At 44.9% G+C, this 12299-nt stretch carries 11 protein-coding genes; 3 read left to right on the top strand and 8 right to left on the bottom strand.

What is annotated here, in order from left to right; genetic code table 11:
* Nucleotides 1–46: 46 nt before the first annotated feature.
* Complete coding sequence (locus tag EKM76_RS06770; protein WP_125549933.1) at nucleotides 47–961, bottom strand: GRP family sugar transporter; 915 nt, start codon at nucleotides 959–961, stop codon at nucleotides 47–49.
* 228 nt (nucleotides 962–1189) lie between these two features.
* Here EKM76_RS06770 and nrdJ point away from each other — a divergent pair, with 228 nt between their 5' ends.
* A complete protein-coding gene (gene nrdJ / locus EKM76_RS06765; RefSeq protein WP_125549932.1) occupies nucleotides 1190–3439 on the top strand; it encodes a ribonucleoside-triphosphate reductase, adenosylcobalamin-dependent in 2250 nt (749 codons plus the stop codon).
* Between the two features lie 112 nt (nucleotides 3440–3551).
* Here nrdJ and EKM76_RS06760 read toward each other — a convergent pair whose 3' ends face one another.
* From EKM76_RS06760 to EKM76_RS06740, 6 genes are all read right to left on the bottom strand, one after another.
* Nucleotides 3552–4208 (bottom strand): hypothetical protein, encoded by a 657-nt coding sequence (locus tag EKM76_RS06760; protein WP_125549931.1) that lies wholly within the window; start codon nucleotides 4206–4208, stop codon nucleotides 3552–3554.
* Nucleotides 4209–4356: 148 nt separating this feature from the next.
* A complete protein-coding gene (locus tag EKM76_RS06755) occupies nucleotides 4357–5184 on the bottom strand; it encodes an undecaprenyl-diphosphate phosphatase (RefSeq protein ID WP_125549930.1) in 828 nt (275 codons plus the stop codon).
* Between the two features lie 82 nt (nucleotides 5185–5266).
* Nucleotides 5267–6457: a hypothetical protein gene (locus tag EKM76_RS06750; protein ID WP_125549929.1), complete on the bottom strand. Its 1191-nt coding sequence runs from the start codon at nucleotides 6455–6457 to the stop codon at nucleotides 5267–5269.
* 99 nt (nucleotides 6458–6556) lie between these two features.
* Nucleotides 6557–6730 carry a hypothetical protein gene (locus EKM76_RS13455; RefSeq protein WP_164507613.1) on the bottom strand — a complete coding sequence of 58 codons (174 nt, stop codon included), beginning with the start codon at nucleotides 6728–6730 and terminating at the stop codon, nucleotides 6557–6559.
* Between the two features lie 100 nt (nucleotides 6731–6830).
* Nucleotides 6831–9218 carry an ATP-dependent DNA helicase gene (locus EKM76_RS06745; RefSeq protein WP_125549928.1) on the bottom strand — a complete coding sequence of 796 codons (2388 nt, stop codon included), beginning with the start codon at nucleotides 9216–9218 and terminating at the stop codon, nucleotides 6831–6833.
* Between the two features lie 160 nt (nucleotides 9219–9378).
* Nucleotides 9379–9732: a MerR family transcriptional regulator gene (locus tag EKM76_RS06740; RefSeq protein ID WP_125549927.1), complete on the bottom strand. Its 354-nt coding sequence runs from the start codon at nucleotides 9730–9732 to the stop codon at nucleotides 9379–9381.
* A gap of 153 nt (nucleotides 9733–9885) precedes the next feature.
* On the opposite strand from EKM76_RS06740, the gene EKM76_RS06735 reads away from it, so the two are divergent.
* Together EKM76_RS06735 and EKM76_RS06730 are read left to right on the top strand one after the other, a co-directional pair.
* The gene (locus tag EKM76_RS06735; protein WP_125549926.1) at nucleotides 9886–11370 is read left to right on the top strand and encodes an MDR family MFS transporter; all 1485 of its coding nucleotides are present in this window, start codon (nucleotides 9886–9888) and stop codon (nucleotides 11368–11370) included.
* Nucleotides 11367–12110 (top strand): DUF4811 domain-containing protein, encoded by a 744-nt coding sequence (locus EKM76_RS06730; protein ID WP_125549925.1) that lies wholly within the window; start codon nucleotides 11367–11369, stop codon nucleotides 12108–12110. The genes EKM76_RS06735 and EKM76_RS06730 overlap by 4 nt, the downstream gene beginning before the upstream one ends.
* Before the next feature lie 71 nt (nucleotides 12111–12181).
* Here EKM76_RS06730 and EKM76_RS06725 read toward each other — a convergent pair.
* Nucleotides 12182–12299: IS3 family transposase (locus EKM76_RS06725; protein ID WP_164507606.1), on the bottom strand; the 118-nt coding region annotated here is incomplete at its 5' end.

The raw sequence follows: 12299 nt of genomic DNA, 5'->3' as shown, positions 1-12299 counted from the left end.
TTTGCCTTAAGCTTATGCTATTTAAGGCTGAGACTCAACGCTATTATTAAACATTGGCAATAATAACGCCACCTAAAATGACTAAGATAACGCCGCAAATCATGCCCCACTTTTCACGGTGCGTTTTACTTTCATGCAATAACCAAACGCCACCGACTGCGGCCACCGCGGAACTCATTTGTGACATGGTATAGGCCGTCGCCAAACCTAGCGCGGACATTGAGGCGATCAGCATGCATAAATTACCTAACGCCCAAGCGAGTCCGGTGAGCGTATTTTTAAGCGTATATTTATGCTTATAATCGCCGACTTCTTTGGCGACCAAGCGGGCAAATAATAACCCGGCCAGCACCATGCCAATTGCTTCCGGCAACAACAACCCCCAACTCATTTGCGCCTGTAAGGTTGCGGCGTCAACTTGCCCGAGCTGTGCGTGCTGATAAAACTTAGGAATTGTCGAATAAACGCCAAAACCCAGTGTAGACAAAGCTAACGCACGCCAACCGGCAGCAGTATTGCCGCTTTGTTCAGGTCCGCGGACTTGGCGATCCCGGAAGGAAACGAACAAGCCACCAATTGCAACTAACACAACTGCGATAATGCCCCACATCACTTTTTGCGGAGTATGCCATTCTTGAAAGAACAAAGCGGCTACTGCAGCGTTTACAATTAGTTGCATCGCACACGATAACGGATAAGCTTTGGAAACGCCCATATCGCGTAGCGCGTTGAATTGTTGGAAGTTTCCCCAAGTCCAGCACGCGCCTGCCGCAATACCGACCCACCAAACACGACCAGGAATGGCCACGTGATGGACGACCATCAATATTAAAGCAAAAATCAAAGCGCCGTAGGTAATTCCCAGCGTTTGTTTAGCTGGCGATCCGCCTAATTTAGTTGAAATAACACCCTGGTTACCCCACATTAACGCAGGCACCAACGCGACCAAAATCATCAGCATTTATACTCAACCTCCTATAAATAATAGTTTAAGTAAAACGTTTTACTAGAATGACGCCAGTATAGCACAGGTTAGGAATCGCTTACAACCATTTCTCAAAAAAAGTTTTAAAGCGGTTAACCAGCGCCACCACTTGTTTCCCTCGCGCTTTCATTTTATGGCATATATGGTGTCCTGTTAAAAATCATGCTACTATATAATGTATTCACTTGAACGGAGGCACTATATATGCAAATGACAGCAACGCCAATTAAAATTGGTTTAACTAACGACTTTATTGAACAAACGAAACAAGCTATTCAGCCACATTGGGGCAAATTAGGCTGGGTTACATATAAGCGTACTTATGCACGCTGGATTCCGGAACAAAATCGGACTGAGGAATGGTTTGAAACGGTTAAACGTGTGGTCGAAGGCAATGTCAATCTCGATCCGCGGCTACAAAGTGGTGCTACGACACCCGAATTATTCGAAGAGCTAACCACTGAAGCGCAACAACTTTATCGCCTGATCTATGGTTTAGGCGCCACACCTTCTGGCCGCAATTTGTGGATCTCCGGAACTGAGTACCAGAAGCGCAACGGTGACGCTTTGAATAATTGTTGGTTCATCGCGATCCGGCCACAAGCCTATGGTCATAGCCATATCGTGCCTGACTATTTAGATCCTGAGCAGCCCGCTGTTTCAATGCCATTTTCATTTATGTTCGATCAGTTGATGAAAGGCGGCGGCGTTGGTTTCTCCGTTGTGCCAACTAATATCAGCCAGTTACCGCCAGTCGCCGCTAATATTAAGCTCAATATTTTGATCGGCAAAGAAAGTAGCTCCTACGCTGACGCCTTGGCTTTAGGCGCCGTTGACCGTGATCAATGGTTAGCCGAAAATAAGGCTGCGGATAGCTTATATTATGAATTACCCGACACCCGCGAAGGCTGGGTCCTAGCTAACGCCCACATGATCGATGCGCATTTTACAGCGACCAACCCGACCCAAGTGCAACAAGTGACCTTAGATATAACTCAAATTCGACCTAAAAACGCGCGGATCCATGGTTTCGGCGGAACGGCTTCTGGACCCATGCCATTGATCAGTATGTTATTCGACAGTAACGCTGTTTTAAATGAAGCTGCTGGCCGCCAATTAACTAGCGTTGAATGCACTGATCTGGGCAACATGATCGGTAAGGCAGTGGTCGCCGGCAACGTTCGCCGTTCAGCTGAACTAGCGTTAGGCGGCGCTGCAGACGAGGATTTCATCACGATGAAACAAGACCAAAAAAAGCTCTACCACCATCGTTGGGCATCCAATAATAGTATTGCGGTTGACTCAAGTTTCACTGATTATGCGCCAGTTGCTGATTCCATTTTGCATAACGGCGAGCCCGGCATCGTTAATTTAGAACTCTCAAAAAATTACGGTCGAATCATCGATGGGCGCCAAGAAGGCATTGATGGTAGCGTTGAGGGCACCAATCCTTGCGGCGAAATTTCGCTGAGTAACGGTGAACCTTGTAATTTATTTGAAGTGTTCCCCGCGGTCGCCGAAGAACAAGGCTGGCAGCTTGAGAACGCCTTTGCACTAGGCACCCGCTACACTAAACGGATCACGTTCAGTCATTATGACTGGGAAGTTTCGCAGAAAATGATCGCCCAAAATCGCCGCATCGGTATTTCCATGTCGGGGATTCAAGATTGGATCCTTGACGAATTTGGTCAGCGCGTGGTCACTGACTTCACACCTAGCGTTGATCCTAAATCTGGCGAAACGATCCAGAAGCCAGTTTATGATCCTAAAGCTGTTCAGCGCTTCACTGCTTTGTATCAGGCGATCGTTAAAGCTGATCAGGATTACTCTGCCACGCTTGGTTGCCAACCATCGATCAAGCACACGACCGTTAAACCATCGGGCACAGTCGCTAAATTAGCTGGGGTTTCCGAAGGGATGCATTTCCATTATGCTGGCTACTTGATCCAGCGGATTCGTTTCCAAGATAGTGATCCTTTGTTACCGGCCTTGAAAGCTTGCGGCTACCATATCGAACCTGATGTTTATACTGATAGTACGATGTGTGTCGAATTTCCAGTTAAGGCCGCTAACGCTGATAACCCGAACTTTGCTTCGGCCGGCAGCGTTTCGGTCGCTGAACAATTCGCCACTCAAGCTTTCTTGCAAACTTATTGGTCGGACAACGCCGTTAGCTGTACAGCAACGTTCCAGCCTAGCGAAGCTGATCAATTAGCACCGTTACTCAAGCAATACCGGCATACGACTAAGTCAACCTCAATGTTGCCTTATAGCGGCGCTGACTTTAAACAAGCCCCTAAGGAACCAATTGATGCAGCAACTTACACCGCACGCTGCGCTGAGATCAGCGGTAACGTTGAAGCAGTCTTCGCGCACCAAAATCAGCAAGAACAAAAAGATCAAGTATTAGTCGATCAAACTGATTGTGAAAGTGGCGCCTGCCCCGTTAGATAACAAAATACCCCACGATTTGTGGGGTATTTTTGCGCACTTATTTAAATTCAAGCGCGCTTGAATCCGCGCTTAACATTACTTGATAGCTATTTATGCCACTTCTAACGCATATTTAAAGATCGACGTGATGCTTCAATTGTGGGAAAACATGGACGTCTGACCATTTCATTAGTGCGCCCTGCGCGACTAGCGCCAAAACAGTGCCGTAGCCGATCGCATCTAATTTACCAGTGGCAATGAACGCCAACAAAGTGATCAACAACGGTGGTGCGTAGCTGACCCACTGACCTAGAATTGCCGAGCCTTTTAAAAATTTAAAACGCAGAATATACGACAGATCATCGTTAGGGTGCATTAAAATGTTGGCGCGCTGATAGATCGACACCGCCGCAGAAACAGTTAAAATACCCAACGTATCCAACAGTAGCCGGGAAAGTAAGTTTAATTGTGCGATGCCGATCCAATTCCAGCCGAATGTAAACAACGAAACTAAATAACTAAATGGGATCGCGTATAGTAGATTGGAAAAGAAACGGCGCCGATCAAAGTGTCCGAGCAACAATTGATTGGCAAAAGTAATCACGATGCCGTAAATAAACAACGTAGTCCCCAGTGGAATATGGATCCAATTCGACAAGTTGACCGAGGAGCCTGTCCAGACGGCGCTACCCAGATGAGTTGAAATCGTCAGCGCGTTACCAGCGGCGTTCATAAGAATCGATAGCACCAGAAAATCTAGCCGCTGCCGCAGATCTTGCATTTTAGCCATTCAACGCTGCCCCCTTCGTTCATAGACTCTATTCTAGCACAAGCGCGCTTAAATGAACGCACAAAAAGCGACCGTGACAAGTCACGGCCGCTTTTCACTTTTCTGAATAGTATCGTTGAAACGTGGGCCATCAGGCAACTTTCTCCGCTTATCTAAAAAGCACGAAGTACCCGATCACGAGAATCCCTAAAACGATTCGGTACCAGCCAAAGGCCTTGAAGTCGTTTTTCTTGATGTAATTGAGCAAGAAACGAATTGACAGGTAAGCGACGATAAACGAAACGATCACGCCAACCAACAGAACAACACTTTGTAAGCCAACTAGACTGTTACCGTGCATGTAAAATTTAAGTATTTTCAATACTGAGGCGCCCAGCATGGTTGGGATCGCCATAAAGAAAGAGAACTCCGTTGCAACATAGCGGGAAGCACCAATAATGATCGCCCCTAAAATCGTTGCTCCAGAACGGGAAGTCCCAGGAATCAATGAAAGCAATTGGAAAACACCGATAAATAACGCCGTTCTGTAAGGTAAGGTGTTAAGGTCGGTAAACTTTGGCGTCAGCCCTTTATTGTGGTTTTCAATAACGATGAACAAAATCCCGTAGATGATCAAGGTTGCGGAAACCACCGCCCAGTTCATCAAATGTGCATCCATCCAATCGTTTAATGGTAGCCCCACGATAACTGACGGAATAACTGCCAACAACACTTTCCACCACAACGTCCACGTTTGCGACCGTTCCAGCGACGTTTTGCGCCCAGATAGTGGATTTAATTTGTGGAAATAAAAGACGACTACCGCCATGATCGCCCCTAATTGAATCACCACATTGAACATATCGATGAAAGCTTTGGATTCGTGCAATTGAATAAATTCGTTGACCAACACAATATGTCCAGTAGAACTGATCGGCAAAAACTCAGTGATCCCTTCAACAATACCAAGAATCACTGCTTTAATAATATCTAACAAAAGTATGTACCTCATTTCAAAAATTATATGTAAAATGCGGAATAAAAGACGTTATTTCGCCTTTTGTCCCGCGTTTAAACCGTTACAAGTCACCATTTTCCTTGATCTGGCGCTCAGTCAGATAGGCGTCCAAATAATCAAAAGCCAATTCACCAACATTATCCAGTGAAAAGCTGACTTGATCTTCCACTTCAAAATCTCCATCGTCATCATCAACTTCAGTGCTAGTGATGATCCGCATCGTGACTAGGTCACCGTCAAAACGTAAGGGGACCCCAGTAAAGGTTGCGACATCATTGCGCAACCGGAGCCGAATGACCCGGGCAAATACCCGCGCTTGCTGGATCAAACTAGCAAACAAGTCAGTCGTCCCATCAAATAAACGCTCATCATTAAGCACTGGCTGTTTCATAAAATGCCGCTGCTGATTGACTTTTATAAAGAAATTCATCAATTGCAAATAGTCAGCACTGGTGGTCAACCGCTGGATCTCCGTAAGCTTTAGGAGTACATAACCACCAAATTGACCATTCATATCGATCAAATTGAATAACACCGACGTTTGGTTAAGCGTATTTACCGTGCCCACAAAGAAATTATCATCATCGTTACTGGTATAGATCAACAACAATTCATGACCTTTTTGCGCTAAACGTAATTGCTGCTCGATCACAGTTGGCACCGTAAAATCAACTGATTCTAGATGCTGTTTAGCCGGCACTTCACGCATAAACTTACCCACTAAGGTTAATTCCTTACCTTGCAATTCAACAATTTGAATATCGTTAAGCGCAATAGTGACCGTGCGCTGACTACTGAAATCAAATTTATCGAAAACGTTGACCGTCACGGTATCAGTCGTTACTTTGGCGATGATCCCTTCTAAGAAAGTTTCGCCATTGGTCAGGATCAACAACATAAAGTATTGTTGGTTCAACCCCGTTTGCAATATTTGTGGAAGTAATGCGAATTTATCATTAAGCGAAAGTGGTTGCGGCGTTAGCTTGATGAATTGCTCTAACTGCGCATTTTTGATACGAAAAGCCATGTTGGTCAAGTCCTGACCTGCTAACTCGACTTCGCTGATCATTGTCAGTCCTAAATAAACGGCCCCATCACGCAAGCCGCCATCGTCGTAAGTATCCATTACGACTGCAGTATCATTGACTGTCGTGACATAGCCGGTATAAACAACTTCTTGTGTTTCTTGATAGATATTGATCAATAAATGCTGCTGTTGGGCAGTTTCTAAATCGATTAAAATCGAATTCATTGCGCGCCACCTCACTTTCCGGCTCTAGTCCACTCCCCATTATACCGACAAAAGGCCAGAAACGATAGCATTTATACGCAAAAGTTAACGACTGGTAACCTAATTACGGGCGCGGCGTAACCAATTAACGCCCCAGACAATTCCACCGATCAAAATTGCGGCAAAAATCAATTTAAAAATCAAACTAAAAACGATTGGGATCAAATGTAATACCAACGATAGCACCAATAAACCGACAAAAATAATTCCAACTAACCGTAAAAATTCATTCATAATAGATAACCTCACTTTTATTTGAGCGTCACTCACAAACAACATTGCAAGCCACCTCTAGCTAATGGTTCTAGTATAAATGGCGCCTCAGACTGCGTCCTCAGTCCAAAGCTTTATTTTTTGCTGCGACCATTTGCCAAAAGTGGTCGATCTGTGTTGTTAATTGGGCCACTGAATAACAACGCTGAAAATGTTGCCAGTGCGCTGGAAATAATTGTGTGTAGCGTGAGCTGGCAAAGCGTTGATCCAATAATAAAATCACGCCAACATCGTGACTACCGCGGATCAAGCGTCCAGCAGCCTGCAACACATGATTCATGCCCGGCAGCTGATAAGCGTATTGAAAGCCTGTCCCCTGCTGCGCATCAAAATAATCGCGAACTAAATCACGCTCGGTCGATAAACCAGGTAAGCCGACACCAACGATGGCCACCCCGATCAAGCGCTCACCCTTTAAATCGATTCCTTCAGAAAAAATACCACCAAGCACACAAAAGCCAACTAAGGTTTGCGGCGCTTGAGCGACAAACCGTTCCAGAAACTCAGCGCGCTTGAGCTCATTCATCTGCGGCGCTTGAGTGGTGGTCGCTACTTGCGGGTATGCCGCCTGAAAGGCCGTGTGTACCGTTTCTAAATAACTATACGACGGTAGGAAAATTAAATAATTGCCTGTTTTAGCATTGACCAATGCACCCAGACTAGCGATAATACGCTCCAAGTTTTGTTCCCGTTGCCGGTAAGTGGTCTGAATATAAGGCGTGACCAGCAGTGCTTGATGTTGTGGCGGAAATGGTGAAGCTAAGCGGAAAGTTAAACTATCAGCGTTGTTCCCCAGCACTTTTTGATAGTAGTTGAGCGGCGATAACGTGGCCGAGAATAAGATGGCCCCCGCGCCTAAATTTAGCGCACGGTCCAAAAAAGCACTAGGATCAAGACATAGTTGCTTCACCGTGGTTTGGCGCGACTTGCTGTCATAGGTCACTAACGACTGATAAGTTTCGTTGTACAAATCAGCGATCTTCAAATAAGTTAAGCTGGCGAAATAAGCGTCCAACAGAGTATCGACTAGCGGGCTATCAGGATATTCACCTAACCAATCATGAACTTTAGCCACCCAGTCAGCCAGTGCTTCATCAACAGAACCCAACGGCGCTTGGCCCGTCATTTCTACTACCCCAGCATCACGTAACGGTTTACTGATTTTCGTCAGCGCACGCTTAACTTTACGGATCGTTTTCTCAAGCGCGCTTGAGCCAGCACTTGTGCTCTCCTTAGCCTGTTGCAAAACAGTCTGAAAAGTCTGGCTGCTCACACTTGCTGAATACATATCGCGTGAACGGCTCACTAAATTATGCACTTCATCGACCAAGAAAAAATTATCCTTATCGGGCGCGCTGAAAAATCGTTGTAAGTAAACGATTGGATCAAATAGATAATTATAATCACAAATAATGACGTCAGCAAATAAGCTGGCATCTAACGAAAACTCAAATGGGTCCACCGTATGCTTGCGCGCATAGCGTTCGATCACCGGTCGCATTAACTGATTTTCATTAGTCAATAAATCCCTTAACGCCGGCTTGATTCGATCATAATAACCTAACATGTACGGATTTTTTTCGGGCGCTAAATCAACTTCTTCAGCAAAAATAATTTTATCCTTGGCCGTCAGCGTAATACTTTTCAATTGCATCCCCTGCTGACTCAATAACGCCACTGCTTCTTCAGCCACTTGGCGTGTGCTTTGCTTCGCCGTTAAATAAAAGACGCGCTGAATTTTATCTTCACCCAGCGCTTTGACTGCCGGGAACAACGTAGAAATCGTTTTACCCGTTCCCGTGGGTGCTTCAACAAATAGCCGCTTCTGCAGCAAAATTGTTTTGTAAACGGCCACCGCCAGCTCTCGTTGGCCAGCGCGATAAGCTGGAAACGGAAAATCGATCTGCTTCACAGTCGTATTACGCTGAGCGCGCCACTGAGCGCGTAGAACCAGCCACTCTTCATATTCAGCGATCAGTTGCTGAAAAAATTCAGTCAGTTCAGCGCGGCTCATTTCTTTCTTGTTGGTCGTCACTTTTTCATTGGTGGTTTGAAAGTAAGTTAGTTGTAAGTCGACGGTCGCTAGATCCTGCTGCTGCGCCAAAATATAACCGTAGACTTGTGCCTGACCCCAATACAAGCGCAGCATATTTTCGCTAACTTCAGAAAATTCTAAGTCGGAGGTTTTGATCTCTTCGATCGTGTAGTGGCTATCATCGGTGTGGCTAATACCATCAGCGCGGCCATCAATAATGTACTCTTGATCACTCATCGTTACTGATTGTTTCAGATAGACTTCTTTTTCATAATTTTCACCACGCTGTTTTTGCAAGCGCCGATGAATTTGTGCCCCTTTGAGTGCGGTATTTTGGCTACCTTGGCGCTGGTTAAGATCACCAGAACGGAGCACAAATTCAACTAATTCACGTACGCCAATTTTTGTAGTCATCCACCGCATCCCCTTTTCTTAGCACACTATTATAACATGGTCACAGCCGATTTAGCGCACGACTACTGACCGTAATTCAAACGCTAGTGGTTGATCATTTCCCATGACTAAGATCAAGTGTTTAGCGATCGATGTGCCTTCAATATGGCCGAAGTCTAATTCATACCCATTTTTGACGCTGCGAAAATCTAAATAAACGTTCACCAATCAAGCGGCGTAATGCGTTGGCCATTTCTTCATGTAATCCTGATTTTTCTGCAGCCACATTCAACGTAAAACCCGAAGCAATGTATGATTGGATCATATGCACCTTCATCAGCGTAACGTAAGAATATTTACGATGCTGGCGCGTGCCTGTGGTTTGCTCAGATCGGATATAACCCTGCTTTTCCCAATATCGTAATTGCCGTTGCGAAACGCCGGTAGCTGTTGCCAGATCACCGATACCCAACACAAACTTTTCTTGCTTGACAATTTTTCTGACGCGCTGAATAAAATCATTTTCGTTGTTCATAAGTTCCACCTTATCTATTTCGCAATTGTTGTCGTTCTGACTGACACCAATTGTATATTTTTTACTAATCGTGTCAAGCAAGTTGACAATCAAAAACGAGTGAACTACACTGGAGCCTGATTAAATTATCTTCTACCGAAGGGAAGCCTTATTTTGGGAAACGCAATTGATGCAAACGGAAAACCATATAATCGTACTTTACTGGTGGTGCTGTTATTAGTCGGCACTTTTTGTACCGTACTCAATCAGACTATTCTAGCAACCGCCTATCCAGCACTAATGAAAGCTTTTGATATTAATACGTCAACCGTACAGTGGTTGACTACTGGCTTCATGTTAGTCAATGGGATCATGATCCCAATTAGTGCGTGGTTAACAACGCGGATCAACACTAAAATTTTATACGAAAGTGCCATGGTCATTTTTCTAATTGGTACCGTCACCTGTTACTTGGCGCCTAATTTCGGCACACTGCTAACTGGTCGGCTGATCCAAGCCCTCGGTGTTGGTATCACAATGCCCCTGCTACAGACGCTGATGCTAACGATTTTCCCAGCTAATAGTCGTGGGACTGCCATGGGCTTAGCCGGCTTAGTTATCGGTGTCGCACCCGCGATCGGGCCCACACTTTCTGGTTGGGTGATCGATACTTATACTTGGCGTGACCTCTTTGGGATGCTGATCCCTGTCGTTTTCTTAGTTATCATTGCTGGTTTCTGGCTCATGAAAAGCGTCCTACCAACCGAAAAGAAGAATTTAGATTGGTTATCCGCCTTATTGTCAACGATCGGCTTCGGTACACTTTTATATGGCTTCTCTGAAGTCGGTACTGAAAGTTGGGGCAGCGCCATCGTCATTGGTAGCTTAGTGGTTGGGGTTGTCTTTATCCTACTTTTTGGTTGGCGTCAATTAACCGTCGACAAACCATTCCTAGAATTACGCGTTTTTAAATACCGTGAATTTTCAATTTCCGCCTTATTAAGCTCTGTTTCCTACATGGCCATGGTCGGGGTTGAAATGGTCTTGCCAATGTACTTGCAAATTGTGCGCGGTGATTCAGCCTTAGAATCTGGCTTGACCTTACTAGCTGGCGCCTTAATGATGGGGGTCATGAGTCCCATTACTGGTCGTATCTTCGATCGGATCGGTGCCAAACGTTTGGCCATTACAGGTATGTTTTTATTGACGATCGGCACGATTCCATTTGCCTTCATCACTAAAGATACACCGGTGATCTATCTGACGACTTTATACGCCGTTCGGATGGCCGGTATCGCGATGTGCATGATGCCAGTCACCACTTCTGGGATGAATGCTTTACCATTGAAATTAATGAGTAACGGGACCGCCGTTAACAATACCTTACGCCAAGTTGCTGCTTCTGTCGCGACGGCGATCTTGGTTAGTGTTCTCACCAATGTAACCAACAATCAAATGCCTGGTAAAAGCTTATTAAAATCAGCACCACTGAACTATAAGAATCAAGCAATCAACGCTACCGTTAGTGGTTATCACGCTGCTTTCTGGACCGCGATCGCCTTTTGTATCCTCGGTCTGATCGTAGCATTCTTCGTTAGTTCTCGTAGTCCTAAAAGTATTAATGCGGATGAGAAATTAGCTGGGGGTGAAGATCAATGATTATTGCAGTCATTATTATTTTAGCGATTTTATTGTTTATCAGTATGGTCAGTCTAGCCAAACCGCTGACGCGCAACATTGTTAGTCTGATTTTCGCCGCACTATTAGCGTTATCCATCTTTTTCCTTACGGCTAATGATCGCGATCACTTTGGCATGAAAAAAGTATCAACCACCACGACAACCGATTTGATCTCGGTTTCGCCATCTAGTCAAATGAAGCTATTACTTTATCAAGATGTCGGTACTTCGAGTAAGAACCGCGTTTACATTTATAAAACGCATAAGGTCCAGAAGAAATCGACCACAACGAACCCTGATCCAACTAAAGCGGCTAACCAGGTTAAAACAATTAGTGGCACCCCAAAAGTAACCACGCGCACTGTCCGTTGGGAATATAAAAATAATAGCTATAAACTGTGGTTCGGCATTGCTAACAACGATCACAAGGTTGTCAAACGTTATAACACCTTCTCAATCAATAAAGATTGGCTAACCTTGAGTAGTCAACAAGCGAAAGAATTACAGAAATTAGTTAAACAAGATTCTACAAAAATGAAACAAGACGCACAAACTTACGTCACAGCAGCCGTTAAAACAGCGCTGACCGACGCCATGCAGCAAGATCCAACCATGTCGGCCGCACAACAACAAGCTTTAACCAAAACAACAACTGAAAAAGCAACCGCAGCTTACCAAGCCCAAGCGATGGCTAAATTAGTCGCCCAAGTTAAAAAATAAATAAATAGTAACGTAAAAAAGGTGAGAACAACTTAATGTTCTGAAGTGAACCCCAAATATTGGACGAAACTTTAAGCGACTTTCTGGGTGGTAAGAACACGGTATTTAACCGGGCTCTTACCACCCAGTTTTGTTTTGATTCGTGTGACATTATAATATTGAATCCAGTTCGATACGGCTAAAGTTAAT

It is taken from the genome of Loigolactobacillus zhaoyuanensis, from assembly GCF_003946385.1.
In the GTDB taxonomy this organism is placed as follows: Bacteria; Bacillota; Bacilli; order Lactobacillales; family Lactobacillaceae; genus Loigolactobacillus; species Loigolactobacillus zhaoyuanensis.
This window is presented reverse-complemented; position numbering and strand designations above follow the sequence as displayed.

Bases quoted from the DNA above. Each gene is read 5' to 3' on its own strand.
- EKM76_RS06770 (WP_125549933.1), bottom strand. From the start codon at position 961: ATGCTGATGATTTTGGTCGCGTTGGTGCCTGCGTTAATGTGGGGTAAC.
- nrdJ (WP_125549932.1), top strand. From the start codon at position 1,190: ATGCAAATGACAGCAACGCCAATTAAAATTGGTTTAACTAACGACTTT.
- EKM76_RS06760 (WP_125549931.1), bottom strand. From the start codon at position 4,208: ATGGCTAAAATGCAAGATCTGCGGCAGCGGCTAGATTTTCTGGTGCTA.
- EKM76_RS06750 (WP_125549929.1), bottom strand. From the start codon at position 6,457: ATGAATTCGATTTTAATCGATTTAGAAACTGCCCAACAGCAGCATTTA.
- EKM76_RS13455 (WP_164507613.1), bottom strand. From the start codon at position 6,730: ATGAATGAATTTTTACGGTTAGTTGGAATTATTTTTGTCGGTTTATTG.
- EKM76_RS06745 (WP_125549928.1), bottom strand. From the start codon at position 9,218: ATGACTACAAAAATTGGCGTACGTGAATTAGTTGAATTTGTGCTCCGT.
- EKM76_RS06740 (WP_125549927.1), bottom strand. From the start codon at position 9,732: ATGAACAACGAAAATGATTTTATTCAGCGCGTCAGAAAAATTGTCAAG.
- EKM76_RS06730 (WP_125549925.1), top strand. From the start codon at position 11,367: ATGATTATTGCAGTCATTATTATTTTAGCGATTTTATTGTTTATCAGT.